At 70.8% G+C, this 24,551-nt stretch carries 22 protein-coding genes and 1 pseudogene; 10 read left to right on the forward strand and 13 right to left on the reverse strand.

The annotated features are described in order from the left end of the window. The first annotated feature begins 32 nt into the window (after nt 1–32). From ACRAWC_RS06145 to ACRAWC_RS06155, 3 genes are read left to right on the forward strand one after another with little or no spacing between them, the layout of a single operon-like run. Nucleotides 33–962 carry an ABC transporter permease gene (locus ACRAWC_RS06145; protein ID WP_431346957.1) on the forward strand — a complete coding sequence of 310 codons (930 nt, stop codon included), beginning with the start codon at nt 33–35 and terminating at the stop codon, nt 960–962. Beyond that, entirely contained in the window at nt 959–2,242 is a 1,284-nt protein-coding gene (locus ACRAWC_RS06150) for an ABC transporter ATP-binding protein (RefSeq protein ID WP_431346958.1), read from the forward strand. Before ACRAWC_RS06145 ends, ACRAWC_RS06150 begins: the two co-directional genes overlap by 4 nt. After that, nucleotides 2,239–3,105, forward strand: a complete 867-nt coding sequence (locus ACRAWC_RS06155) for a glycosyltransferase family 2 protein (protein WP_431346959.1) — start codon at nt 2,239–2,241, stop codon at nt 3,103–3,105. The genes ACRAWC_RS06150 and ACRAWC_RS06155 overlap by 4 nt, the downstream gene beginning before the upstream one ends. 13 nt (nt 3,106–3,118) lie before the next feature. Here ACRAWC_RS06155 and rfbA read toward each other — a convergent pair whose 3' ends face one another. The 3 genes from rfbA to ACRAWC_RS06170 all read right to left on the reverse strand — a co-directional run bounded on the left by rfbA (nt 3,119) and on the right by ACRAWC_RS06170 (nt 7,506). Further along, entirely contained in the window at nt 3,119–3,991 is an 873-nt protein-coding gene (rfbA, locus tag ACRAWC_RS06160; RefSeq protein WP_431346960.1) for a glucose-1-phosphate thymidylyltransferase RfbA, read from the reverse strand. A 16-nt stretch (nt 3,992–4,007) separates the two neighbouring features. Beyond that, a complete protein-coding gene (locus ACRAWC_RS06165) occupies nt 4,008–4,613 on the reverse strand; it encodes a dTDP-4-dehydrorhamnose 3,5-epimerase family protein (protein ID WP_431346961.1) in 606 nt (201 codons plus the stop codon). A 136-nt stretch (nt 4,614–4,749) separates the two neighbouring features. Next, a complete protein-coding gene (locus tag ACRAWC_RS06170; protein ID WP_431346962.1) occupies nt 4,750–7,506 on the reverse strand; it encodes a glycosyltransferase family protein in 2,757 nt (918 codons plus the stop codon). Between the two features lie 158 nt (nt 7,507–7,664). Here ACRAWC_RS06170 and rfbB point away from each other — a divergent pair, with 158 nt between their 5' ends. Genes rfbB through ACRAWC_RS06185 form a run of 3 tightly spaced genes read left to right on the forward strand, consistent with a single transcriptional unit; the run spans nt 7,665 to nt 10,661 of the window. Further along, on the forward strand, nt 7,665–8,654 hold the full coding sequence (gene rfbB, locus ACRAWC_RS06175) for a dTDP-glucose 4,6-dehydratase (protein WP_185278264.1): 990 nt from the start codon (nt 7,665–7,667) through the stop codon (nt 8,652–8,654). Beyond that, the gene (rfbD, locus tag ACRAWC_RS06180) at nt 8,654–9,541 is read left to right on the forward strand and encodes a dTDP-4-dehydrorhamnose reductase (protein ID WP_431346963.1); all 888 of its coding nucleotides are present in this window, start codon (nt 8,654–8,656) and stop codon (nt 9,539–9,541) included. The genes rfbB and rfbD overlap by 1 nt, the downstream gene beginning before the upstream one ends. Beyond that, on the forward strand, nt 9,513–10,661 hold the full coding sequence (locus ACRAWC_RS06185) for a glycosyltransferase family 4 protein (protein WP_431346964.1): 1,149 nt from the start codon (nt 9,513–9,515) through the stop codon (nt 10,659–10,661). The genes rfbD and ACRAWC_RS06185 overlap by 29 nt, the downstream gene beginning before the upstream one ends. A 107-nt stretch (nt 10,662–10,768) precedes the next feature. Here the strand turns inward: ACRAWC_RS06185 and ACRAWC_RS06190 are convergent, their stop codons facing one another. The 4 genes from ACRAWC_RS06190 to ACRAWC_RS06205 form a co-directional block, all read right to left on the reverse strand. Further along, complete coding sequence (locus tag ACRAWC_RS06190) at nt 10,769–11,992, reverse strand: acyltransferase family protein (RefSeq protein ID WP_431346965.1); 1,224 nt, start codon at nt 11,990–11,992, stop codon at nt 10,769–10,771. A 93-nt stretch (nt 11,993–12,085) separates the two neighbouring features. After that, nucleotides 12,086–13,450 (reverse strand): LCP family protein, encoded by a 1,365-nt coding sequence (locus tag ACRAWC_RS06195; protein WP_431346966.1) that lies wholly within the window; start codon nt 13,448–13,450, stop codon nt 12,086–12,088. Further along, nucleotides 13,447–13,950: a 5-(carboxyamino)imidazole ribonucleotide mutase gene (purE, locus tag ACRAWC_RS06200; protein WP_431346967.1), complete on the reverse strand. Its 504-nt coding sequence runs from the start codon at nt 13,948–13,950 to the stop codon at nt 13,447–13,449. The genes ACRAWC_RS06195 and purE overlap by 4 nt, the downstream gene beginning before the upstream one ends. A 135-nt stretch (nt 13,951–14,085) precedes the next feature. Beyond that, a complete protein-coding gene (locus tag ACRAWC_RS06205; protein WP_431349373.1) occupies nt 14,086–15,276 on the reverse strand; it encodes a 5-(carboxyamino)imidazole ribonucleotide synthase in 1,191 nt (396 codons plus the stop codon). Nucleotides 15,277–15,344: 68 nt separating this feature from the next. Between ACRAWC_RS06205 and ACRAWC_RS06210 the strand changes: the two genes are divergently transcribed. Continuing rightward, nucleotides 15,345–15,950, forward strand: coding sequence for a GtrA family protein (locus ACRAWC_RS06210; protein ID WP_431346968.1), 606 nt, complete (start codon nt 15,345–15,347; stop codon nt 15,948–15,950). On the opposite strand, the gene ACRAWC_RS06215 is transcribed toward ACRAWC_RS06210, so the two are convergent. Then, nucleotides 15,912–16,460 (reverse strand): PH domain-containing protein, encoded by a 549-nt coding sequence (locus tag ACRAWC_RS06215; protein ID WP_431346969.1) that lies wholly within the window; start codon nt 16,458–16,460, stop codon nt 15,912–15,914. The genes ACRAWC_RS06210 and ACRAWC_RS06215 overlap by 39 nt on opposite strands. 8 nt (nt 16,461–16,468) lie before the next feature. Beyond that, on the reverse strand, nt 16,469–17,230 hold the full coding sequence (locus tag ACRAWC_RS06220; protein WP_431346970.1) for a biotin--[acetyl-CoA-carboxylase] ligase: 762 nt from the start codon (nt 17,228–17,230) through the stop codon (nt 16,469–16,471). 76 nt (nt 17,231–17,306) lie between these two features. On the opposite strand from ACRAWC_RS06220, the pseudogene ACRAWC_RS06225 reads away from it, so the two are divergent. Together ACRAWC_RS06225 and ACRAWC_RS06230 are read left to right on the forward strand one after the other, a co-directional pair. Next, a pseudogene (locus tag ACRAWC_RS06225) lies at nt 17,307–18,919 on the forward strand (acyl-CoA carboxylase subunit beta). Then, nucleotides 18,916–19,170, forward strand: a complete 255-nt coding sequence (locus ACRAWC_RS06230) for an acyl-CoA carboxylase epsilon subunit (RefSeq protein WP_431346971.1) — start codon at nt 18,916–18,918, stop codon at nt 19,168–19,170. The pseudogene ACRAWC_RS06225 and the gene ACRAWC_RS06230 overlap by 4 nt, the downstream one beginning before the upstream one ends. A 418-nt stretch (nt 19,171–19,588) precedes the next feature. Here ACRAWC_RS06230 and ACRAWC_RS06235 read toward each other — a convergent pair whose 3' ends face one another. From ACRAWC_RS06235 to ACRAWC_RS06250, 4 genes are read right to left on the reverse strand one after another with little or no spacing between them, the layout of a single operon-like run. Continuing rightward, a complete protein-coding gene (locus ACRAWC_RS06235) occupies nt 19,589–20,623 on the reverse strand; it encodes a hypothetical protein (RefSeq protein WP_431346972.1) in 1,035 nt (344 codons plus the stop codon). Further along, nucleotides 20,620–21,900: an ATP-binding protein gene (locus ACRAWC_RS06240; RefSeq protein WP_431346973.1), complete on the reverse strand. Its 1,281-nt coding sequence runs from the start codon at nt 21,898–21,900 to the stop codon at nt 20,620–20,622. The genes ACRAWC_RS06235 and ACRAWC_RS06240 overlap by 4 nt, the downstream gene beginning before the upstream one ends. Continuing rightward, on the reverse strand, nt 21,887–22,546 hold the full coding sequence (locus tag ACRAWC_RS06245; protein ID WP_431346974.1) for a response regulator transcription factor: 660 nt from the start codon (nt 22,544–22,546) through the stop codon (nt 21,887–21,889). The genes ACRAWC_RS06240 and ACRAWC_RS06245 overlap by 14 nt, the downstream gene beginning before the upstream one ends. A 40-nt stretch (nt 22,547–22,586) precedes the next feature. Further along, complete coding sequence (locus tag ACRAWC_RS06250) at nt 22,587–23,876, reverse strand: class I SAM-dependent RNA methyltransferase (protein WP_431346975.1); 1,290 nt, start codon at nt 23,874–23,876, stop codon at nt 22,587–22,589. Between the two features lie 24 nt (nt 23,877–23,900). Here ACRAWC_RS06250 and ACRAWC_RS06255 point away from each other — a divergent pair, with 24 nt between their 5' ends. After that, entirely contained in the window at nt 23,901–24,536 is a 636-nt protein-coding gene (locus ACRAWC_RS06255; RefSeq protein WP_431349374.1) for a Maf family protein, read from the forward strand. The last annotated feature ends 15 nt before the right edge of the window (nt 24,537–24,551 follow it).

A 24,551-nucleotide genomic window follows, 5' to 3' on the forward strand; every position in this document is an offset into this window, starting at 1 on the left:
CAGGAACGGTCGAGGTAAGCTATCGACTGCTCATGTCTACTCCTTCTCTCACCGACGCCGAGCGGCGGCAGGCCCGTTACGCCGCGCTCGAGTCGATGCCCCTGCAGACGGTCGGCTCCAACGGCCCGTCCTTCGGCTCGTCCTGGAGTTCGCTGCGCGAGATCTGGGGTCAGCGCCAGATGCTCGACCTGCTGATCCGCCGCGACCTCAAAGCCCGTTACAAGGACAGCGCCCTCGGATTCCTGTGGTCCCTGGTGCGCCCGCTGACCCAGCTTCTGATCTACTACGTGGTGATGGGGCAGTTCCTCGGCGCCGCCCGCGGCATCCCGGACTTCGCGATCTACATCTTCTCCGGCCTCACCGCCTACACGCTCTTCAGCGAGGTGGTGAACGGCTCGACAGGATCCATCGTCGGCAACTCGGGGCTGATCAAGAAGATCTACCTGCCGCGCGAGATCTTCCCGCTCGCGAGCCTCGGCTCAGCGCTCTTCAACTTCGCCATCCAGCTCGGCATCCTCCTGGCAGCGACCCTCGTCCTCCTCCGCTTCCCGATCAGCGCCGACCTGGTGTACCTGGTGCCGTCCTTCCTGGTCGTCGTGATCTACTCGCTGGCGTTCGGTCTTCTGCTGGCCGCGCTGAACGTGTACATGCGAGACATCCAGTACCTGGTCGATGTCGCGCTCATGGTGCTCATGTGGGCGTCGCCGATCGTCTACTCCTGGTCGATGGTCAAGAACGTCATCAAGTCTCCGCTCCTGCTCGAGATCTACACCGACAACCCGGTCACACTGGCCGTGCTCGGCTTCCAGCGATCGCTTTGGATCGGCGGCCAGGGCACGGCAGAATACCCCGGCGGACTCATGCTCCGTCTCGCGGTCGCCGGCGTCATCGGGCTCGTGCTCATCGTGATCTTCCACCGCGTCTTCACACGCCTTCAGGGAAACTTCGCTCAGGCCCTATGACCGACAGCACTCAGACAGGCGACGTGACCATGTCAAGCCACACCCCGGAGGCGCTGAGCGCGCGGCCCGACGTGATCGTGCTCGACGACGTCACCAAACGGTTCGTCATCCGCAAGGACAACTCCCTCAAGGAACGTCTGGTCACTCTCGGCCGGGCCGGGCGCAAGCACCGGGAGGACTTCTGGGCGCTGCGCGGCGTGACCGCGAGCATCAAGGCGGGCACGACCATCGGGCTGATCGGCCACAACGGGTCCGGCAAGAGCACGCTGCTCAAGGTCATCGGCGGCATCATCGACCCGACCAGCGGCTCGGTCTCGCGCCGCGGACGGATCGCCGCGCTCCTCGAGCTCGGCGCCGGGTTCCATCCCGACCTCACTGGACGCGAGAACGTCTTCCTCAACGCCGCCATCCTCGGTCTCACCCGCAAGGAGACCGAGGATCGCTTCGACGACATCGCCGAGTTCTCCGGGATCGGCGAATTCATCGACACCCAGGTCAAGTTCTACTCGTCGGGCATGTACGTCCGGCTCGCCTTCGCTGTCGCCGTCCACACGGACCCCGACATCCTCCTGGTCGACGAGGTCCTGGCGGTCGGCGACGAGGCGTTCCAGCGCAAGTGCCTGGACAAGATCCGCAGCTTCCAGCAGGAGGGCCGCACGATCATCCTGGTCACGCATTCGCTCGGTCAGGTCTCCGAGCTCTGCGATCAGGCGATCCTGCTCAACCGGGGCGAGGTGGTCTTCAGCGGCGAGGCCCACGAGGCGGTGGCGCGTTTCCGCGACATCCTGGAGGAGCGTCGCATCGACGAGATCCAGCGCCATGCCGCCCCCGACGTGACCGTGCCGGTCCCCAAGGTCGTCGCCACCTCCGTGCGCGCCGCCGGCCGCTCCGAAGGCGAGCCCGCCGAGCACGGCGACGACCTGATCGTGCGCACGACCTTCGACCATCCCGGACTCAGCCCGCACTGGATCGCCGCCATCCAGATCGACAACGCCTCGGGCCAGGTGGTCTACGGCACGGCGAGCAGTCGGCTGGGGATCGACCTCGAGCCTTTCGAGGGCCGGCGCACCGTCGAGTTCACGCTCAAGAACGTGCAGCTCGGTTCGGGCAAATACTTCGTCAACGTGTCCCTGATGGACACCACCGGCCGCCACCTCGCGGACGCTCCCCAGGCCTGCGCGTTCAATGTCGCGTACTACCCGAAGGCGACGGGCACGTCGTACCTCGAGCCCGAGTTCACCGACCTTGGTTCCACGCCGGACGCAGCAGCCGCACGATGACGGCCACTGTCCGTGTCGTCACGGTGACGTACAACTCGTCGCGCGTCCTGACGGATTTCCTCGGGTCGGTCGGCGCCGCGGCGGAGGTCACGCCCGCCGTCACGGTGGTGGACAATGCGTCCCGCGACCTCCCGGCCACGCGCGAGATCGTGGCTGCGCATCCGGGAACGGAACTGATCGAGTCGCCGGACAATCTCGGCTACGGCGCCGCGATGAATCTCGGCGTGCGCGCCCGTGACAGAGCCGACTACTACCTGCTGGCCAACCCGGACCTGATCTTCCAGCCCGGCACGATCGACCTCCTGGTCGCGGCCGCGGAGGCGGCCCCCGGAGCGGGAGCGCTGGGACCGGCGATCTTCAACTCGGACGGGACCTTGTACCCGTCGGCACGTGCGCTGCCGTCGCTTCGCAACGGCATCGGTCACGCGCTCTTCTCGCGGTCCTGGCCGTCCAATCCCTGGACCAGGAGCTACCGGCCGCTGCCTGTCGACCATACCGAGCCCGTCGCGGTCGGCTGGCTGTCCGGCGCGTGCCTCCTCGTCCGCGACGACGCGTTCCGCCGGATCGGCGGCTTCGACGAGAGCTTCTTCATGTACTTCGAGGACGTCGATTTCGGGCGGCGCATCGGCCTCGCGGGTCTCGAGAACCTCTACGTCCCGGCCGCCCGGGCGATCCATTCCGGCGCGCACTCGACCTCGGAGCGGTCCGAGTCGATGGACCGCGCGCACCACGACAGCGCCTACCTCTACCTGTCGCGGGTCTACTCCGGCGCGCTGCTCGCGCCGGTCCGCCTCGCGCTCCGCGCGGGGCTCTGGGTGCGCGGGCGCTGGGCCGGCCGGCGAGCGCACCGCACGGCCGGCTGACCCTGGTCAGGCCCTAGTCGCCCTTCGAGTCGAGCAGTCCGAGCAGGTACGACCCGTAGCCGCTCTTGACCAGCGGCGCGGCGAGGTCCCCGAGGTGGGCGTCGTCGATCCAGCCGGCGCGCCAGGCGACTTCCTCGACGCAGCCGACCTTGAACCCCTGGCGGTCCTCGATGACGCGGACGTACTCCGACGCCTGCATCATGGACTCGAATGTCCCGGTGTCGAGCCACGCGGTCCCGCGGTCGAGGACCTGGACCTGGAGCTTGCCCGCCTGCAGGTAGCGCTCGTTCACCGTGGAGATCTCCAGCTCCCCGCGCGCGCTCGGCTCGATCGTCTTGGCGATCTCCACGACGGAGTTGTCGTAGAAGTACAGGCCGGGCACGGCGTACTTGCTCTTCGGGCGGGACGGCTTCTCCTCGATCGACAGCGCCGTGAAGTTCTCATCGAACTCGACGACGCCGTACGCGGTCGGGTCGCTCACCTGGTAGGCGAAGATCAGGGCGCCGTCGACGTCGGTGTGCTGCCGCAGCGACGAGCCGAGGCCGGTGCCGTGGAAGATGTTGTCGCCGAGCACGAGCGCGACCGACTCGTCGCCGATGAACTCCTCGCCGATGATGAACGCCTGCGCGAGCCCGTCCGGCGACGGCTGCACGGCGTACTCCAGCCGGATGCCGAGCTGCGAACCGTCGCCGAAGAGGGCCCGGAACTGCTCGTTGTACTCGGGCGTGGTGATGATGAGGATCTCGTTGATCCCCGCCATCATCAGCGTCGACAGCGGGTAGTAGACCATCGGCTTGTCGTAGATGGGCATGAGCTGCTTGGAGATGCCCTTGGTGATGGGCCAGAGCCGGGTGCCGGAGCCGCCGGCGAGGATGATTCCGCGCATGAGCTGAGGGTGGTCCTTACTTGTCGTCGAGCGAGGCGTAGAAGGCCCGCGCTGCGTCCCAGGTCGGCAGGAGGCCGCTCTCGTTCGCCTCCGCGAGGCCGGGCGCGTCGGTGTCCTTCGCGGAGAGGAGGAGGTCCTCTGCCGGCAGCGGGAACTCGAGGGCGATATCGGCGTCGAGCGGGTTGATCCCGTGCTCGCGGGTCGGGTTGTAGACGTCGGTGACGAGATAGCTCACGGTCGCGTCGTCGGTCAGAGCGACGAAGCAGTGCCCGAGGCCTTCCGCAACGTAGATCGCTCGCCGGTCGACGTCGTCCAGCAGCACCGAGTCCCACTTCCCGTAGGTGGGGGACCCGACCCGGATGTCGATCACGAAGTCCAGCACCGCGCCGCGCGGAGCCATCACGTACTTGGCCTGGCTCGGCGGGATGTCGGCGAAATGGATGCCGCGCACCGAACCGCGACGTGAGACCGAAGTGTTGCCCTGCTTGAGGTCGAGCGAGTGGCCGACCGCCTCCTCGAGCCGGTCGAACCGGTAGAACTCGAAGAAGAGCCCGCGGTCGTCAGGATGCTGACGCGGGGTGATCTCGTAGGCGTCGGGGATCTCTAGTTCTCGGATCTGCACCCCGGGAGTCTACCAAGCGTGCCGGGAGCGCTCGCGGACGGCCCGGATCAGCTCATCCGCCCTGGCCCCGAACGAATGCTCGGCCGCGACCCGTTTCACGATGCCGGCCATGTCGTCGTCGTCCGGCCAGCCGTCGTCATCGTGGAGCAGCCGCGCGGAGATCGGCCTGACCGGAATACGGGCGAACCGCTCCCCCGAAGATCTCCAGGCCCTCGATGTCGTCGCTCACCACGCGCGCGCCGCTCGCGACCGCGTCGAACAGGCGGTTCGCGAGGAATCCCTCCGCCCGCATGTCCTCCCAGTGGTCGTTGAGCACGATGCGTGCGCTGCGGTAGGCCGCCGACACGTCGTCGTTGGCGAGGAACTGGCCGCGGACGAGCGCCGGGTCGATGAACTGCTCCCAGCCGTCCCCGTAGACCGAGAGGTCGGCTCCGGCGGCGAGCGCGTCGCGCACGATGGGACGGTAGACATTGCGCGTCTTGCCGACGAAGAGCACGTCGGACGCCAGCGACGCGTCCTCCGGCCCCGGATGGAAGCGCTCCGGCGATGTCGCCTGCAGCAGCGGCAGGACCGGCACGCTCACCTGCTCGCTCATCCGGCCGGCCCAGGCCGCCCCCGCCGCGTAGACGAGGTCGTAGCACTCGAGCTCGTCGGCCCCGACCATCTCCGGGTGGCTGATCACCCAGAGGATGTTGAAGGCGGCGGGATTCGGCGGGACGATGTGCAGCCCGCGCAAGGTGACCGTGACATCGTCGAGGTGGTCGGAGCCGGCCCGGTACGCGGAGTCACGGGTGTCCACCGTCACCTGCTCGCCCCGCGCGCGCAGCGCCGAGGCCAGGTCCTCCGCGAAGTAGGTGTCGCCCCACACGCGCCCGGCTTCTCCCGACGGCGCGCCCGAGCGGATCGACCAGCGTCGCGGCGCCTCCTGGCGCGCGGCCAGGAGCGGTTCGGCGAAGCGGGTCGCGCCGAGGAAGTCGTTGCCCATGATCCGCTCGCGCAATTCGGGGACGGCCGAGCCGCGCACGCCCTCCAGCCGGAAACCGCTCCGGGCGACGACGGACTCGAGCGTCGGCGAGGCGAGGGCGTCGGTCGGGTGCCCCCGCCAAGCGCTCCGAGCGGCGCTGGGCACCCGGGAGCGCGCGTCCACGACATGGGCGCCCAGGGCGACCACCGGCGCTCGGGCCGCTGTCGCCCGCGCAATCCCCTCCTCCGCGCCGTAGCCGGGATCGAACCCGGCGAAAGCGTCGAGGTCCACGAGCACGCAGCGGGAGGTCACGACGCCCACCGTGAGGCGGTCGGCGGGAGGCAGGTCGGACAGCGGGTGCTCGGCCAGCACCCGAACAGGCGGAGCGGCCCGGGAGACGAAGACGGAGCCCGCGTCGACGACCAGGCCCGATCCGTCCGTCACCAGCGGCTGGACGAACGCCGCGCCCGACTCCTCCGCGACCCTGCGCAGTGTGTCGTCGACGTCTGCCGGCGCATCCACCTCCGCGTCGAGCACCACGGCGTAGCGCGTCTCGACCTCGCCGATCAGGGCGTTGGCCGCGGACGTCCAGGAGTCGGCCGCAGGGAACCGGCCCGGATCGACGACGACGCGCGTCACGCCCGCGCGGCGATCCCGGGTCGCGCCGTCGAACCCGATCGGCGCCGGGGACACGGGCGGCTCGGTCTGAGGACGGCGCTGCGGCGACGGGATCGCCGGGGCCGTGGGTGCGCCGGAACGCAGACGGCCGAGCACGCGAGAGGGATGCCGCACCAGGGCCGCCGCCCTGCGTACGCGCGACACCTGCTCCGCCCGAGGCCGCAGGACCGCCGCACCCCACGCCCCCGCACCCCACGACCCCGCACCCCACGCCCCCGCACCCAACGACCCCGCGTCGCCCAGCATCCGCTCGCGCCGGACGTACGACGCGGCGGCCAGGGCGCGGCGGCGTGCGTCGTCCGCGTCGTCGGCCAGCGCGACGATCGCGGTGCGCCAGGCGTCGGCGCCCGACGGGACGAGGAGCGCCCCGTGCTCGCCGGTCCCACTGTAGGCAGGCGAGTCCGAGGCGACCGTGGCGAGCCCGAGCATGCTGTACTCGAGGAACCGGAGGTCGCTCTTCGACGCGTTCGCGCCGACATCCGCGAGCGGAGCGACACCGAACGCCCACCTGTCCCGGTGAGCGTGGAGCCACGCGGCGAACGCGGGATACGGATGCGCCCCCGCGGGGATCTCCAGGCGCGAGAACCAGGGCTCGTCCGCGCCCGTCACCCCGACGACTTCGAGCACGATCGGCCGGCCGCGCGAATCGGTCAGCCCGTCGAACACGGGGCGCAGGAGGGCGAGGTCCACGGCATGGGTGGTCGACCCCACGTACACGACGCGGGTCTCGGCGAGCTCGCGCGCGGGCTCCGCCGGCGCCGGCCCGGGCCAGAGTCGCGGGTCGAGCTCGTTCTGGACGACGACGATCGAGCGGGCGAAGTCGCTGACGGTCGCCGCGAGCCGGTCCGTGCTGACGATCACGACGTCCGCTTCCGCCGCGAGCCGCCGCACGGCGTCGAGGCGTGCCACGTCGTACTCCTGCGCGAGCAGACGGGCCCTCGCCTCCTCCGTCAGGACGTCGTCGTCGAGGTCGAGCACCAGCCGCGCGCCGCGTTGCCGTGCCCGTGCGATGACGCCCTCGAGCAGCTCGCCGGTCACTGCGTCCCCCTGGACGAGCACGGAGTCGTAGTGATTCAGGTCGTCGCCGACCGCGTAGCGGACGGGGTCGATCAGGGTGGCGGTGAGGAGCCCCAGCGACTGGGCGTGCGCGATCCGGCGTACGACACGGACCTCCGCCGAGGCGGGATGAGCACCGGATGCGCCGTGCACGATGTAGCCGAGGTGGGCGCGCGCGCCGCTTCGACGGCTCATGCGGGATCGCCTCCTGTTCATCCGCGCCGTCGACGGGCCCGCGGATGGCTCAAATATGCCAGCAGCCGGTGCCGAGATCAAACGGCCAGGTCTCCCGGAGGTGCTGTCGGTATGATCGGACGCGACTTTCTCATTCGATCGAAGGCCTTTTCTCACTCATGAAGATTCTCGTCACCGGTGGCGCCGGGTTCATCGGCTCCAACTTCGTCCGTCGCACCCTGCAGGACGCCTACCCGGGCCTGGAGGGCGCCGAGGTCGTCGTCCTCGACGCACTGACCTACTCGGGCAACCTGGCCAACCTCGCCCCGGTCGCCGACTCCCCGCGTTACACCTTCATCAAGGGCGACATCCGCGACGGCGGCCTGCTGGACGAGCTGTTCCCGACGATCGACGCCGTGGTGCACTTCGCCGCCGAGTCGCACGTCGACCGCTCGGTGCGCGATGCCTCGATCTTCGTGGAGACCAACGTCCTCGGCACGCAGCAGCTCCTCGACGCGGCGCTGCGCAACAAGGTCGAGCGGTTCGTGCACGTCTCCACCGACGAGGTCTACGGCTCGATCGCGGAAGGCTCGTGGGCGGAGGACCGCCCGCTGGAGCCGAACTCGCCGTACTCGGCGTCCAAGGCCGGCAGCGACCTCCTCGCCCGCAGCTACTTCCGCACGCACGGGCTCAACCTGTCGATCACGCGCTGCTCGAACAACTACGGGCCGTACCACTTCCCCGAGAAGGTCATCCCGCTCTTCGTCACCAACCTGATCGACGACAAGCACGTCCCGCTCTACGGCGAGGGCAACAACATCCGCGACTGGCTGCACGTCGACGACCACACCCGCGGCATCGCCATGGTGCTCGTGAACGGCCGCGCGGGCGAGATCTACAACATCGGCGGCGGCACCGAGCTCACCAACAAGGAGCTCACCCAGCTGCTGCTCGACGCCACCGGCAAGGACTGGTCGTACGTCGACCGCGTCGCCGACCGCCTCGGCCACGACCTGCGCTACTCGGTCGACATCTCCAAGATCCAGAACGAGCTCGGCTACGAGCCGCTGGTGCCCTTCCAGCAGGGTCTCGCCGACGTGGTGCAGTGGTACCGCGACAACCGCGACTGGTGGGAGCCGCTCAAGGCCCGCGCCGCCCTGGACAACTGATGCGCGTCCTCGTCGCCGGCGCGAACGGCCAGCTCGGCCAGGACCTCCGGAAGGCCCTGGCAGAGCGCGGGCACGACGTGACGGCGCTCGGCCGCGCCGAGCTCGACGTGACCGACCGCGACGCGGCTGTCGCCGCGGCCGCCGGTCACGACGCCGTCGTCAATGCGTCCGCGTACACCAAGGTGGACGACGCCGAGACGCACGAGGACGAGGCCTACGCGATCAACGCGCTCGGCACCGAGAACCTCGCCGTCGCCGCCGCGGCGACCGGGGCGCGCTACGTGACGGTCTCCACCGACTACGTGTTCGACGGCCACGCCGCCGCGCCCTACGCCGAGGACACACCGCGCGACCCGATCAACGCCTACGGCCGCACCAAGGCGGCGGGCGAGGAGCTCGCGCTGGCGGCGCACCCGGACGGCACCTACGTCGTGCGCACCGCGTGGCTGTACGGCGCGGGCGGCGCGAACTTCGCGCGGACGATGGTGAAGCTGGCCGGCAGCCACGAGACCGTGAGCGTCGTCGCCGACCAGCTCGGCCAGCCGACGTGGACCGGCGACCTCGCCGCGCAGATCGTCGCGCTGCTGGAGTCCGACGCCCCCGCCGGGGTCTACCACGGCACGAATTCGGGCCAGGCGAGCTGGTTCGAGTTCGCGAAGGCGGTCTTCAGCGCCGCCGGATTGAACCCTGATAGGGTCACACCGACCGACAGCGCGACGTTCGTCCGTCCCGCACCCCGACCGTCCTACTCCGTGCTCGCGCACGGGGCCTGGGCGAAGGCCGGACTGACGCCCATGCGGTCGTGGGAGGCCGCCCTGGCAGACGCCGCACGGCAGGGAGTCCTGGACCTGGAGACGAATGACGACACTCAGCGTGGTGGTCGATGAGCTCACCTCGACCGAGACCGGCGGAGTCCGCCGGTACACCGAGGAGCTGACCCGTCAGCTGATCGCCACCGCGCCGGCGGGCTGCGAAGTGCGTGCGTACGTGTCCAATGTCCCCGACGAGCAGCTCGACGAGCTGCGCGCGGCCCTTCCCGGGCTCGCCGACCTGGTGCGGCTCCCGCTCGCCCGCCGCGAGCTCACGCTCGCCTGGCAGTCCGGCATCGCCGTGGGCGGCGTGCGCGGGATGGTGCACGCGCCGAGCCTCCTCGCCCCGCTGCGCAAGCACGACACCCTGAACGACGGCGACCAGGTCGCCGTGACGATCCACGACGCGCTCGCCTGGACGCATCCGGAGTCGCTCGGCGCCACCACGGTGATGTGGACGAAGTCGATGGCCAAGCGCGCCCGCAAGCACGCCGACGCGATCGTGGTGCCCACGCACGCGGTCGCGAACAGCCTCGCCGAGTCCCTCGACTTCGGGGACCGCATCCGGGTCATCGGCGGCGCCCCCGCGACGACGCTGCGGCTCCCGGCCGACGCCGACGAGCGCGCTGCCCGGCTCGGCCTGCCGCCGGTGTACGCGTTCACGCTGGGCTCGATCATGCCGCGCAAAGGCATCGCACCGCTCATCCGCGCCGTCGCCCGGCCCGAGTCGCACGACATCCCGCTGCTCATCGCCGGGCCCGACCGCTACGGGGACGGCACCGCGACCGGTGTGGCCGCTGCGGCCGGCCTGCCGGAGGACCGCGTGCGCGCCCTCGGCCGGCTGGACGACGCCGACCTCGCGGTCGTGCTCGACCGCGCCACGCTGTTCGTCTACCCGAGCCTGGCCGAGGGCTTCGGCCTCCCGATCGTGGAGGCCTTCAAGTTCGGCCTCCCGGTCGTCCACTCCGACGACCCGGCCCTGGTGGAGGTCGCCGCCGGCGCGAGCCTGGTCGTGGAGCGGCCGGCCTCCCCCGAGGACGACGCCGGCTACAGCGAGCGCCTCGCCGGCGCGATCGGCCGCGTCCTCGACGACGGCGACCTGCGCGGCCGCCTCGGCGTTCTCGCGTCCGACCGTGCCCGCGCCTTCAGCTGGCGCGACTCCGCCGAGCGCGTCTGGGCGCTGCACGCCGACCTCTGACGGCCCGCGCCCCCGCGCGATTCGTCACGAATGTCGCGAAAGCGCGCCGCAATCCCGCGATTCGTCACGAATGTGCGCCAAGCGATTCGTGACGAATGTGTTCGTGGTCAGGCGCGCGTGGACGTGACGGCGGCCTCGCGGTCGGCGGCCTCGGCCTCGTCCTCGCGGCCGAACCAGGCGCGGTACCGCGCCGCTGCCCACTCGCCGGCCGCCTTCGACCAGCCGTGGCTGCGCTTCTCGATCAGCCAGGTGAAACCGACCGCGACCAGCACCGCCAGCGGGAGGGCGAACAGCAGCGGCACGTACCACGCCTGTCCGGCGAACAGGTACGTGCTGAACAGGATGATCGGCACGTGCACCAGGTACAGGCTGAAGGAGATCGCGCCGAGGAACTGCAGCGGACGCGATTCGAACACCACGCGCAGCGGAGTCCAGCCGACCGCGGCGACCACGAGGCCTGCCGCCGCCAGCGGGACGAGCCCCTTCAGCACATTGTCGAGCTCGGGGATGCTCCCCACGCCCGGCCCGACGAGCCACGGCGCGATGAGCAGCAGCGCGCTGCCGACGGTGACCGCGGCCCACAGGGGGTGACGGAACCAGCGGGTGTTGATCCGCGCGGCGCTGTCGCGGACGACGTCGAGGCGTACCGCGATGACCGCGCCGACGAAGAACGCCGGGAAGTACTGCAGCTCCCCCGACCCGGCGTGCGCGCCCAGCCAGGTCAGCGCGCAGGCCAGCGCCAGGCCGCCGATCCACCACTTGCGCACGGCGAGCGCCGCGATCGCGAACACCGGCAGCAGCAGCGAGAAGGCGAGCTCCCAGCGCAGCGACCACAGCGGGTTGTTGATCTGGCCGTCCCCGCCCAGGAGGTCGATCGCCTTGACGATGTACTCCCACGAGAAGTTCGGGGTCGACGAGTTGCTGAGCCACGTCCCGCTCGGCTGCGTGCTCACCTGCGGGATGGCGGCGACCCACGCCGCGGCGAGCACGACCGACGCCGCGACCGGCACCATGAGCCGCACCACGCGGCGCGGGAAGTAGGCCACCCAGTCGAAACCGCGCCGGCGCACCACCGGCAGCGTCACCACCAGCCCGGACAGCACGAAGAACACGATCACCGACTCCACACCGGCGGAGGCCAGCTTGAGCGGCGTGTAGCTGATCCACCACATGAAGGAGCCGGCGGGGGCGTGGCCGCCGCCCGGCGCGCCGGGGAAATCGGGGTTCGTATAGAGCGCGTGGTGGAAGAGGACGACGACCGCCGCGAGTCCGCGGAGCCCGTCGAGGGCTGTCAGGCGTGCACTGTCTCTTGTCCGCGTCTTCTGGTCCACACTTCCACCTGTACCCGTCATAGGCGGGCGACGGTACCGGCGGGCCCTGGGGGCTTCCTGTGACCTGTTCAGGGGACACCTGGGAGGCCGCGCTCAGCCTCCGGACGGGGTGCGCGTCGACGTCGGCGGTGTCAGCGCCGTCTTCACGAGCTGGTGGATGTGCGCGTAGTCCGGCTTCGCGGGGTCGATCGCGGGAGGCACGAGCTCCAGCTTGTCGACCGGCTGTGCGCGCGTCTTCATCCCGAGGTCGACGAAGTAGCCGAGCATCGACTGCGGGATGTCGGTCTTCATCACCTGCACGCCCGCCTGGGCGATGTCCTGGAACTTGGTGACCACGTTGAGCGGGTTGAACTGCGTGAGGATCGCGTCCTGCAGCTGCCGCTGGCGCGCCATCCGGTCGTAGTCGCTCGTGCCGTGCCGCGCTCGCGCGTACCACTGGGCGTGATAGCCGTCCAGGTGGTGCGTGCCGGGCTGGATCCACTCCACGACGCCGTTGAGGTTCTCGTCGCCGCCGATCGGCACCTTCTCGGTCACGGTGATGTCGACCCCGCCGAGCGCGTCGATCAGGGTGGCGAAGCCCTGCATGTCGATGAGCACGTAGTACTGGATGGTCAGCCCGGTCGCACCCTCCATCGCGTCCCGCATCGCCTCGATCCCCGGCTCGCTCTGCTGCTTCTTCGCGTCCGGGTACAGGTCCGGCTTGTAGAGCTCGACCTCGGTGTAGATGGAGTTGAGCTGACAGACGTCGACGTCGCACTTGTCGTGGTAGCCGTAGCCGTCCGGGTAGGCGGTCCGGAGCGGCGATTTCGCGGAGAACGGCACGGGGTTCAGGTCGCGCGGGAGGCCCACGGTGACGGCCTTCCCCGTGCTCGCGTCGATGCTGACGATCGACATGCTGTCCGGGCGCAGCCCCTGGCGGTCGGGTCCGGCGTCGCCGCCGAGCAGCATGATGTTGTACCGGCCGTCCACCGGGGCGACGGGGGCGCTGTCGGCGAAGATGTCGCCGAGCGCGCCGCGTGCCGAGCCCGCGACCGCCGATCCGTAGGCCGCGGTGCCGGCCAGTCCGACCAGCACGAGCACCGAGAACGCGGCGATCCAGCCGCGCATCTCGGCCCGCGCTCTGACCAGCCGGACGAGCCGCAGGGTGTCGAGCGTCAGCACCGCCCAGAGGAGGGCGTAGGCGATGAGCAGGAGCTGGACGACCGTGAGACTCCCGGCCTGGGTCGCGAACGTGTAGAGCGACGACGGCGACACGATCAGGAGGACGAGCGCCACGATCCCGAGCATCCACAGCAGCAGGGTCGAGAGGATGCCGACGCGGCCGAGCATCCGGTTGCCGGCGACGAGCTGGGGCGTGCCGGGCAGCACGATGTTGAGGCCGACGAGCCACCAGCCGCGCGCCGTCATCTCCCCCGGCGACGACGCGTTCGGGTAGCGGAGCGGGGTCGCCGCGGTCATAGCCGGGACTGCAGCGCCCGGTTCTTCTCCTCCACGCTCGCCTCGAGATCGGCGGCGAAACGCGTCAGGGCGTCGGACAGCTCCGGGTCGGAGGTGGCGAGGATCTTGACGGCGAGCAGCCCGGCGTTGCGGGCGCCGCCGATGGAGACGGTGGCGACGGGGACGCCCGCGGGCATCTGCACGATCGACAGCAGTGAGTCGAGACCGTCGAGCCGCGCGAGCGGCACCGGCACGCCGATGACCGGGAGCGTGGTGACAGCCGCGACCATCCCGGGCAGGTGTGCCGCCCCGCCCGCGCCGGCGATGATGACGCGCACGCCGCGCCCGGCGGCCTCCTGGCCGAAGGCGATCATCTTCTCCGGCGTGCGGTGCGCGGAGACGACCTCCACCTCGTGCGCGACACCGAACTCGGTGAGCGCTGTGGAGGCCTCCTGCATCACCGACCAGTCGGAGTCGGAGCCCATGATCACGGACACCACGGGCTTGGACTGTGCGGGCATGGGAACCAGGATAGGTGCGGGGTGCGGGGTCGGCGGGTGCGGCCCGCCGCACGGCGGGAAGGAAATTCGGGCGGAATCTCCTTCCGGATGCGATTGCGCAGGAGGAGCCCGGGCGTGTCGGGCCGGATCTCCTGCTCAGCCTTCGAAGAAGGCCGCCGCAGCTCGCGCCCGGTAGACGACGTCGTCGAGGTCGTCGCCGCCGACGGTCACGTGCCCCACCTTGCGGCCGGGCCGCGGGGCCTTGCCGTAGCCGTGGAACTTCGCCTCCGGGTGCGCCGCCAGTGCTGCAGGGTAGCGGTCCTGCAGCGTGCCCGATTCCGGGCCGCCGAGGATGTTCACCATGACCGACCACTCCTGGCGAGGCTCGGTCGAGCCGAGCGGGAGGTCGAGGACGGCGCGCAGGTGCTGCTCGAACTGGCTCGTGAGAGCGCCCTCGATCGACCAGTGGCCGCTGTTGTGCGGGCGCATGGCCAGCTCGTTGATCAGCACCCTGTCGTCGGTGGTCTCGAACATCTCCACGGCGAGCACACCGGTGACACCGAGACCCTCTGCGACATGGCGGGCGATATCGGCGGAGACCCGCGCCACGCGGCCGACCGAACCCGGGGCCGGGGCGATCACCTCGGCGCAGACGCCGTCGCGCTGCACCGTCTCCACCACCGGCCACGCGGCGATCTCACCGGACGGGCGGCGCGCGACGAGCTGCGCCAGCTCGCGGCGGAATTCCACCAGCTCCTCCACCAGGAGCGCGCCGCCGCGGCCGTCCTCGGCGAGCGCCAGGAACCAGTCGTCCGCGCCGGACGCCTCCGACACCACACGCACGCCCTTGCCGTCGTAGCCGCCGCGCGCCGTCTTCACGACCGCCCGGCCGCCGTGGTCGGCGAGGAACGCGCCGAGCTCCTCGGCGGACTCCACCGCGGCCCAGTCCGGCACCGGGAGGCCCAGCTCGCTGAGCTTGGCGCGCATCTGCAGCTTGTCCTGCGCGTAGAGCAGCGCGTCGGGACCGGGGTGCACGGGGATGCCGCGGCCGACCAGCTCACGCAGGATCGCCGGCGGCACGTGCTCGTGGTCGAAGGTCACGACGTCGACCGTCTCGGCGAACGCGAGCACGGTGTCGAGGTCGCGGTAGTCGCCGACGCCGGTCGCGGCCAGGTCGGCGCTCATCCCCTCGGCCTCCTCCAGCACGCGGATGTCTATGCCGAGCTCCACCGCCGGAGGAATCATCATCCGAGCCAACTGTCCGCCGCCGATCACACCGACTTTGTTCCTGGCCATCTCCGATGTCTCTCCTCGATACTCTTCACACGGTGCGCGGGCAACTCCCAGATACCGGACACCCGGGCCGCGTAGTGTGGCGAACGCACTCCTATCTTCCCGCATAGCCAGGCTGGAGCATGACGACCGAGACGACCGCAGCGCGCCGCACGGCGCGCATCCTCCCGCAGCTGATCAAGTTCGGCGCGGTGGGCGCCGTCGGCTTCGGCGTCAATCTCGTCGTCTTCAACGTGATGCTGCTGATCGTGCTGCGCAATGTGCAGCACGCGACGATCTACTCCACGATCATCGCGACGGTCATCGCCATCCTGACGAACTGGATCGGCAACCGCTACTGGGCGTTCTCCGGCCAGCGCCAGGACAACGCCGCGCGGGAGGGCGTCGAGTTCTTCGCCGTCAGCCTCGTCACCGGGACCGGCATCCCGCTGGTCTGCGTGTGGGTCTCGCACTACCTGCTCGGGCTGGCGAACCCGTTCGCCGACAACATCTCGGCGAACGTCGTCGGCCTCGCGATCGGCATGCTGTTCCGCTTCGCTCTCTACCGCTGGTGGGTGTACTCGCCCGCCCGCGCGGAGGCGAAGGCCCGGAACGCGGAGGCCCGGACAGCGGGGACCCGGAACACGGCAGCTCGGCCGGCGACGACCGTCCTCACCGTGCCCGAGCCGGCCGCCACGACGGGCTCGACGCTAGCGCGAACCCCAGACGGTCGTCTCGTCGGAGACTGACTCCGACTGCTGCCGGCGCACCGCCACGACGGTCTGCGTTCGCTCCATCAGCTCGCTCAGCGCGCGCTGCACCTGATCGGCCTTCGGCACGTCCCGCAGCACGACCGGGTGGTCGAGCCCGGAGTTGATCCGCACGTCCCCGGACCGGAACATGCTCTGGAGCCAGGAGCGGCGCACGGCGACGTCGTAGCCGCGGCTGTGCAGCAGCTCCTGGCGCACCCGCACGAAGAAACCGTGCCGGATGATCAGCCGGCGCGTGGTGATCGTGTAGCGCCGGCTCAGCCAGACGGCGAGCGGGAGCAGGAACAGCAGGAGGACGACGGCGGCCGCCGCGCTCCACAGCAGCACGACCTCCCACACCTCGGAGATTCGTCCGGCGAAGAAGCCGATGCCGCCGGCCGCGGCGATCAGGGCGAGGCTCGGCCAGAACATGGCGCGCGCGTTCGACCTCAGGCGGGCGATGACCCGCTCGGGAGGCGGCGCGGGCGTACCCTCCGGCGAACTGCTCATGTGTCCCATTAATACCGCAGGTGCGTCACGTCGCCCGCCGCCACCGCCGTGGGACCGTCATCCGATTCCACGATCAGCCGGCCGGACTCGTCGATCGACGTCGCGGTGCCGAGCAGCACGTCGCCGCCGGGGAGCTCGACGCGCACCGAGCGGCCGATCGTGTGGCAGGCCTCCACGACCTCGTCGCGCAGGGCGCTGCGAAGCGGATCGCCGCCCGCGGCCACGAACTCCCGGTAGAGCACGCTGAGCTGGGTGAGGTAGGCCGCCAGCACCGCGTCCGGGTCGATGTCCCTCGCGCCGGCCACGGCGAGCGAGGTGGAGGTCGGGGTCGGCAGCTCGTCGTGCTGCAGCGTCAGGTTCACCCCGGCGCCGACGATCACGCCGTCCATGCCCGGCAGCAGCTCGGAGAGGATGCCGCACACCTTGGCCTCCTCGATCAGCACGTCGTTCGGCCACTTGACCGCGACCTCCCGGCTGGTGAAGCCGGAGAGCGCGCGGCTCATCGCGACCCCCGCCAGGAGCGGGAACCAGCCGAGCGCCTCAGGGCCGAGGCCCTCCGGCCGCAGCAGCACCGAGATCGCCAGCGCCTTGCCGGGAGGCGACACCCAGACCCGGCCGAGCCGGCCGCGGCCGCCCGTCTGGTTGTCGGTGACGACCACGGCGAGGTCGGGCAGGTCTCCAGCGCGCGCCTGGAGCACGTCGTTGGTGGATGCGGCCTCCGGCAGCACCTCGAGGACGGGGACGACAGCCCGGCTGCGACGGAAGTTCATTGCTCAATTCTGCCAGCGAACACGTGCGGATTTGTAGGAATCCGTAGACGGCATCGCCGTTCGGCCGGCAGGTAGAGTGAACGGCGTGACCGACACCGAAGCACGTCAGACCCCCGACCCCTTCACGACCGCCGGCAAGCTCGCCGACCTCAAGGAGCGGTTCCACGAGGCCGTGACCGCGAGCGGCCAGGCTGCGATCGAGAAGCAGCACGCGAAGGGCAAGCTGACCGCCCGCGAGCGGATCGACCTGCTCCTCGACCAGGGCTCGTTCGTGGAGTTCGACGAGTTCGTCCGCCACCGCACCCACGCGTTCGGCATGGAGGCCAAGCGGCCCTACGGCGACGCGGTCGTCACCGGCGTCGGCACCATCCACGGCCGCAACGTCGCGGTCTTCAGCCAGGACTTCACCATCTTCGGCGGCAGCCTCGGCGAGGTCGCGGGCGAGAAGATCATCAAGGTCATGGACCACGCGCTCAAGACCGGCGTGCCGATGATCGGCATCCTCGACTCCGGCGGCGCCCGCATCCAGGAGGGCGTGGTCGCACTCGGCAAGTACGGCGAGATCTTCCGCCGCAACACCGCGGCCTCCGGCGTCATCCCGCAGATCTCCATCGTGATGGGCCCGGCGGCGGGCGGCGCGGTGTACTCCCCGCCCTCACCGACTTCGTGATCATGGTCGACAAGTCGAGCCACATGTTCGTCACGGGCCCCGACGTGATCAAGACCGTCACGGGCGAGGACGTCGGGTTCGAGGAGCTCGGCGGCGCGCTCACCCACAACAAGATCTCCGGCGTCTCGCACTACCTCGCGAGCGACGAGGAGGACGCGCTCGACTACGCGCGCACCCTGCTCAGCTACCTGCCGCAGAACAACCTGGCCGAGCTGCCGGTGTTCGAGGCCGAGCCGGAGCTGGAGATCACCGACGCCGACGGCCGGCTCGACACGATCATCCCGGACTCCCCCAACCAGCCGTACGACGTGACCACGATCATCGAAGGAATCGTAGACGACGGCGAGTTCCTGGAGATCCAGCCGCTGTTCGCGCCGAACATCGTGATCGGCTTCGCCCGGGTGGAGGGCCGTTCGGTCGGCATCGTCGCCAACCAGCCGAGCTCGATGGCCGGCACGCTCAACATCGACGCGGGCGAGAAGGCGTCGCGGTTCGTGCGCTTCTGCGACGCGTTCAGCATCCCGATCCTCACACTGGTCGACGTGCCCGGCTACCTGCCCGGCACCGACCAGGAGTGGACGGGTGTCATCCGGCGCGGCGCGAAGCTGCTCTACGCGTATGCGGAGGCCACCGTGCCGCTGGTGACGATCATCACCCGCAAGGCCTACGGCGGCGCCTACATCGTCATGGGCTCCAAGCAGCTCGGCGCCGACCTGAACCTCGCCTGGCCGACCGCCGAGATCGCGGTCATGGGCGGCCAGGGCGCGGTCAACATCCTGTACCGCGGCGAGATCAAGCGCGCGGAGGAGGCCGGCGAGGACGTCGCCGCCGTGCGCGCCCGCCTGGCCAGCGAGTACACCTACAACGTCGCCAGCCCGTTCCTCGCGGCCGAGCGCGGCGAGCTGGACGGGGTGATCGAGCCGGCCGCCACGCGCATCTCGGTCATCAAGGCGCTGCGGGCGCTGCGCACCAAGCGCGCGTCGCTGCCGCCGAAGAAGCACGGGAACATCCCGCTGTGACCGGCGCGCACGCAGCGTCGGCCGGACCGTCCCCGCTCGACCCGTCGCAGTTGCGTTTCCTCACGAAGGGCGTGACGCCCGAGGAGATCGCCGCGGTCACCGCCGTTCTCGCGACGGCCGCGGCGGAGGCCGCTGCGGCGGCGCGGGACGCCCGGCCCCAGCGCGGACCGGACGGCTGGGAGCGCACGCAGCGCGGCCTCCGCAAGCCCCTCACGCCGGGGGCCGGCGCGTGGCGGTCGTTCTCGGGCTGACGCTCGCCCGGCGTACCCCGAAACCGGTTTTGTACCCCGGTCGGAGTGTCCCCCACACGCGGGACACGCGACAATCCGCCACCGCCGGCCCGCGGGACTCGCGCAGTGTCCCCCAGGGTCCCCCAAAATGACGACTATGTATTTATCGGCCCTGGCGACAATATTGTTATTGCTAGGTGTCTCTCCTCGTGAGTTACACCGCCAATCACTCGCCGACTAGGGTAAGCGGGCGAGTGCTTTGGGGGCGAGTCAGGACGATATTCGGGTTGTCGTCCTGACTCGGGGTTTGAAAAGGGGCCGACAAATTCGGGTGTCGGCCCCTTTCATCTCTTTAACCCCTGTCGTCCGTCGCCGAGGGCCACGTAAACGCCCCCCAGACGCGCGGAAGAAGGGCGCTTACGTGCCCCTCGGCCACGGCTCAGGCGACGACGTCGACCAGCGGGCGCGGGATCTCCAGCCAGAGGTCGACCTCGTCGTCCTCCGACTCCGCGCCCAGCGCGTTGGCGGCGCCGTCGTCGGACATCCGGAGGCCCACCACCGTCACGGCGGTCTTGGACGAGCGTGGCACCGTCCGCACGATCAGCTTGTCCGTCGTGGTGCCGCGGATGGCGTCCGCGAGACGGCGCAGCACCGTCTCCAGTCCGCTCTGGTCGAGGTCGTCGATCCCGCCCTCGTCGAGCAGGCTCACGACGACGCCGCGACGGCGGGCGTCCATGACCTCCCGGCGCACGTCGTCGTTGAGCAGGCGGCGGCCGCGGATCTCGTCGCGGATGGCGCCCTCCAGATAGCGGCACTCGCGCCGCTCCGCTTCAGTGAGGTCACCGCCGCGACGCACGATCTCGGCGAGCATCGGCGCGGCCACGCGGTAGGTCTGCCGCAGCCGGAGCTGGCGCTCCATGACGTGCGCCTCCTGCGCAGCCTGCCACTCGGTGGCCTCCCGCTCCGCCCGGGCGAACTGGAGGGCGTCGCGGCCAGCCTTAGCGAGCGAGCCGGAGATGACGACGGCGACGCCGACCCAGACGACCGATCCGATGACGCCCAGCCCGGCGAGCGCGCCGAGCCCCGCCCAGACGACCGTCTGCACGGCCAGGAAGCCGACGCCGACCCACGCCACGAACTGCTGGCGGCGCACGGCGGCGATCGTCATCAGCGTGCCCACCGCCGCGACGTACCAGGTCGCGTAGCCGTTGTCTTTCGCCGGGTTCAGCTCGCTCGTGACCAGGATCGGGATGACCACGCACACGGCGAGGTCGAACGCCGCGAGCCACAGCGGCATCTTGGTCGGGCTCGTCGGCCACAGGCTGATCACGGTGGCGACCGCGTACAGGGCCATCGCGACGATGGCCGGTCCCGGGGACCCGGGGATCGAGAGCGACGACAGCGCGAGGAACAGGTGGTAGGCCGAGAACAGTGCTCCCAGGCCGAGGAACAGCACGCGGTTGAGGGTGATCATCCGGCGGCCTCCTGCTCGCGCTCCACGATCGAGCCGTGCTCGCCCGCGGGCCAGACGATGGTCACCGTGGTGCCCTGGCCCGGCGCGGACTCGACGCTCGCGCGGCCGCCGACCTTCGCCAGCCGTTCGCGGATGCTCACCCGCAGGCCCAGCCGCTCGGCCGGAACCTCGTCGGCGTCGAAGCCGCGGCCGTTGTCGGTCACGGTCACGCGGACCGCCGCACCGTGCTCGCCACCGCGGACGACCACGCTCCGCCGCACCTCGTCGCCGCCGGCGTGCTGCATGCTGTTGACCATCGCCTGCACGGCCGCGGAGTAGACGGCCTCCGCGACGTTGACGGGGAGGCTGTGCAGCTCGTCGTGGTCACGCGCGTCCACCTCGAACGGCGACGAGAACGCCCGCGCCGCCGTCACCAATCGGTCGGAGAGCTGCTCGACGCCGACCTGGGTCTGGTCCTCCGGACCGGACGCCTCCGCGGCGTGCAGGTGGCCGATCGCGTCGGCGGCCATCCGCGCGGCGAGGTCCTTCTGCTCCTGCGTGCGGGCGCTCGCGGCCGACAGCAGCGTGGTCAGCACGCTGTCGTGCACGATCGCATCGACCTGCACGCGCTCCACCTCGGTCGCATGCTGGCGGACCGCGTTGCCGTACTTGGCCAGCGCCTGGCTCTGAGCGACGTCGACGGCGGTCGCCGCCTGCCGCATCATCGCGATGATGGCGAGGATGACACCTCCGAGGATGATCGCGTAGACGGCGTCCAGCCCGGCCAACTCGACGCCGACTCCCCCGCCCGCGGGAAGCGCGCGCACGATGCCGTAGGCGATCGGGGTCACGACCGTGTAGGCGATGGCCAGCCACAGCGGGTAGGCGACGGCGGCGAACGCGGTGAAGACCGAGCAGAGGAACCAGACCCACGGCTTGTCCGACGCGAACGCCGTCGGGTCGGACGCGAGCAGCGGCCAGGTCACGATCGCGGCGAAGTAGACGACCGACAGCACACCCATCGTGACCTTCACGAAGCGCTGCGCGAAGATCGCCAGCAGCACCGTGAACGCGAGGCCGCCGAAGATCACCACCAGGACGATGAGGCCCCACGGACTGCGCAGCGCGCCGAGCTGCCCGAGCGCGGTGGGGAAGGTCTGCAGCCCGAAGACGAGGCCGAACGCCGACACCGTGCGGTCCGAGATCCGCTCGATCCTGGCTCTGCTGAGCGGGTTCCGCGGCTTGGCGGTCTCGAGGGGTGCTCCGGAGGCGGAGCGCTGGACGCTAGGCGCGCTCATTGCCCGTGTCGGGGTCGAGCCCGGGCAGGATGCCGTCCTCGACCGCGCGACGCAGAAGGTCCACCTTCGTCGGGGCCGGACGGCCGACCTCCACGTACTTCACGCGGATGCGGTCGAGGTACTCGCGCGCCGTCGAGTTGGCGATGCCGAGCTGGGCGGCGACCGCCTTGAGCGGCAGGCCGGACGCGTAGAGGTGGAGCACGTCGCGCTCCCTGCGGCCGAGCTGGGCCTTCGCGAAGTCGCTGTCCGCGTCGATCGCGGTGGCCCACTCGAGGTTGTTGAGCACGTCGCCGCGCGCGACCGTCTCGATCGCGTTCATGACGGTGGTGGTCGGCGAGGACTTGGGGATGACACCCGCGGCGCCCGCGGCGAGCGCCTCCCGCACGCTCGCGACCCGGTCGGCGATGCTGTGGACGAGCACGGCGGCGCCGGTGGCCTGCGCGCGTTTGACGTTGTCGGTCACCTTGGAGCCGTCGCCGAGCGACAGGTCGAGCACGACGACATCGCACTCGCGCGTGCCGAGCTGCTGAACGAAGCCGTCCACCGTCGCCGCCGTGACCACCACTTCGTAGCCCGCGTCCTGACAGGCCGCTTTGAGCCCGAGCCGCACGGACTCGTGATCGTCGACGATTGCCACTCGCACCATGCTGACCATCGTAGTGCGCGAGTACATGTATTCCGGGCGATCACGGGGCCAGCGTGGCGACGGCCTCCACGTGGTGAGTGTTCGGGAACAGATCGAAGGCCCGCAGAGCGCGCAAAGGGTAGCCGCGCTCGGCGAAGAAGGCGAGGTCGCGCGCGAGGGCGACGGGGTCGCAGGCGACGTAGACGACCTGGGCGGGGCGCATGGAGGCGATGGCCTCGACGACCTCCCGTCCGGCGCCGGAGCGCGGCGGATCGAGCACGACGGTGGCCGCGCGCAACCGGGCGCGCTCGGCGACGGTGGCCTCCGCGGCCAGGCCGGTGACGAAGCGCTCCACCCGCGCGGTCACGGCGCTGGCTCCCACCCACTCGGCCAGATTCTCGGCGGCGTCGTCGGTCGCGGCCTCGTCCGCCTCCACCGAGGTGATGCGGAGGGTGGAGCCGAACCGGTCCCCGAGCGCGGCGGCGAGGAGGCCGACGCCGCCGTAGAGGTCGAGGTTCGCGGCGCGCGGGTCGAACAGGGCCTCGTCCACCGCGGAGCGCACCGCCTCCGTGAGCGTCGCGGCCGCCTGGCGGTGCACCTGCCAGAACCCGCGCGCGTCGAGCCGGAACTCGCGCTCGCCCACCCGCTCGCGGATCGGCACCGGGCGGCGGCGCGGCCGGATCAGCCGCTTGCCGCGGCGTTCGGGGAGGTCGTTGACGAGCACGTGGGTCGCGCCGGCGCCGGTCGCGACGACATCGACCGACTCCGCGCCGGGGAAGCGCTGGCCGAATGGAGTCGACGCCTCGACGGCCGCCGTCGCCAGCGGGAGGTCGGAGACGGGGACGATGGTGTGCGTCCGGGCGGCGTACGGCCCGATCGTTCCGTCCTCGCCCACCTGCAGGCGGACGCGCGTGCGCCAGCCGGTGCCGTCGTCGGTCTCGCCGGCGACGGCCTCCACGACCGGGCCCGCACCCGCTCCGAGTGCCTCGATGGCGTCGGCGTCGAGCTTCGCGGTGCGCTCGAGCGCGTCCACGATCACGCGCCGCTTGAGCTCGCGCTGGTGGTCGAGCCGGATGTGGCCGAATTCCGCGCCGCCGGCGCGCTGCCCGGGTGCCCGGCGCACCGACGCCGCGCCCCAGACGTGCTCCCGCCGTTCGGCCGCCGGCTCCAGCACCTCCAGCAGCTCCGCGCGCCAGAACCGGTCGTGCGCGCGGTCGGCGACACGGGCGCGGACCCGCTCCCCCGGGATGGTGTCGGGCACGAAGACCACGCGGCCCTCGTGGCGGGCGACGAACACGCCGCCGTGCGCGACATTGATAATGTCGAGTTCGACCTCGTCCTTCTGGGGCATCCATCGAGCATCCCACAGGTGACCATGCGCCTCTACCTCGCCTCCACCTCCCCCGCCCGCCTCGCGCTGCTGCGGGCGGCCGGCGTCGAACCGATCGTGGTGCCGTCCCACGTGGACGAGCCGGCAGCCGTCGCGGCGGCGGAGGCCGAGCACGGGCCGCTCTCGCCGCAGGCGATGGTGCAGCTCCTCGCGCGGCTCAAGGCGGAGGCCGTGCGCGGCACGCTGCACGGGAAGCCGATCGACGGCCTCATCCTCGGTGGCGACTCGGCGTTCGCGATCGACGGGCACATCCACGGCAAGCCGCACCTCCCCGAGGTCGCGCGCGAGCGCTGGCTGCAGCAGCGCGGCCGCACCGGCATGCTCCACTCGGGGCACTGGCTGATCGACCACCGCGACGGGCGGGAGAACGGCGCGGTCGGCGCGACGGCGGTCGCCTCGGTCACCTTCGCCGACGTCACCGACGCCGAGATCGACGCCTATGTGGCGAGCGGTGAGCCGTTGGAGGTCGCCGGCGCGTTCACCATCGACAGCCTCGGCGGCCCGTTCATCGCCCGCGTGGACGGCGACCCCAGCACCGTCGTCGGTCTCTCGCTGTCCACCCTGCGTGACCTGGTGCGCCGGCTGGGCGTCGAGTGGACGGAGTTGTGGAACCGGGCATGATCCGGATCCACGGCC

Source organism: Leifsonia sp. L25 (assembly GCF_050632895.1).

Excerpts from the sequence above, each read along its gene's own strand:
- ACRAWC_RS06255 (WP_431349374.1), top strand. The coding sequence starts at position 23,901 with ATGCGCCTCTACCTCGCCTCCACCTCCCCCGCCCGCCTCGCGCTGCTG.
- ACRAWC_RS06155 (WP_431346959.1), top strand. The coding sequence starts at position 2,239 with ATGACGGCCACTGTCCGTGTCGTCACGGTGACGTACAACTCGTCGCGC.
- ACRAWC_RS06170 (WP_431346962.1), bottom strand. The coding sequence starts at position 7,506 with ATGAGCCGTCGAAGCGGCGCGCGCGCCCACCTCGGCTACATCGTGCAC.
- ACRAWC_RS06195 (WP_431346966.1), bottom strand. The coding sequence starts at position 13,450 with ATGACCGCGGCGACCCCGCTCCGCTACCCGAACGCGTCGTCGCCGGGG.
- rfbD (WP_431346963.1), top strand. The coding sequence starts at position 8,654 with ATGCGCGTCCTCGTCGCCGGCGCGAACGGCCAGCTCGGCCAGGACCTC.
- ACRAWC_RS06250 (WP_431346975.1), bottom strand. The coding sequence starts at position 23,876 with ATGCCCCAGAAGGACGAGGTCGAACTCGACATTATCAATGTCGCGCAC.
- ACRAWC_RS06145 (WP_431346957.1), top strand. The coding sequence starts at position 33 with ATGTCTACTCCTTCTCTCACCGACGCCGAGCGGCGGCAGGCCCGTTAC.
- ACRAWC_RS06245 (WP_431346974.1), bottom strand. The coding sequence starts at position 22,546 with ATGGTGCGAGTGGCAATCGTCGACGATCACGAGTCCGTGCGGCTCGGG.
- ACRAWC_RS06240 (WP_431346973.1), bottom strand. The coding sequence starts at position 21,900 with ATGAGCGCGCCTAGCGTCCAGCGCTCCGCCTCCGGAGCACCCCTCGAG.
- rfbA (WP_431346960.1), bottom strand. The coding sequence starts at position 3,991 with ATGCGCGGAATCATCCTCGCCGGCGGCTCCGGCACCCGGCTCTGGCCC.
- ACRAWC_RS06150 (WP_431346958.1), top strand. The coding sequence starts at position 959 with ATGACCGACAGCACTCAGACAGGCGACGTGACCATGTCAAGCCACACC.
- ACRAWC_RS06235 (WP_431346972.1), bottom strand. The coding sequence starts at position 20,623 with ATGATCACCCTCAACCGCGTGCTGTTCCTCGGCCTGGGAGCACTGTTC.
- rfbB (WP_185278264.1), top strand. The coding sequence starts at position 7,665 with ATGAAGATTCTCGTCACCGGTGGCGCCGGGTTCATCGGCTCCAACTTC.
- ACRAWC_RS06220 (WP_431346970.1), bottom strand. The coding sequence starts at position 17,230 with ATGAACTTCCGTCGCAGCCGGGCTGTCGTCCCCGTCCTCGAGGTGCTG.
- ACRAWC_RS06210 (WP_431346968.1), top strand. The coding sequence starts at position 15,345 with ATGACGACCGAGACGACCGCAGCGCGCCGCACGGCGCGCATCCTCCCG.
- purE (WP_431346967.1), bottom strand. The coding sequence starts at position 13,950 with ATGCCCGCACAGTCCAAGCCCGTGGTGTCCGTGATCATGGGCTCCGAC.
- ACRAWC_RS06185 (WP_431346964.1), top strand. The coding sequence starts at position 9,513 with ATGACGACACTCAGCGTGGTGGTCGATGAGCTCACCTCGACCGAGACC.
- ACRAWC_RS06215 (WP_431346969.1), bottom strand. The coding sequence starts at position 16,460 with ATGAGCAGTTCGCCGGAGGGTACGCCCGCGCCGCCTCCCGAGCGGGTC.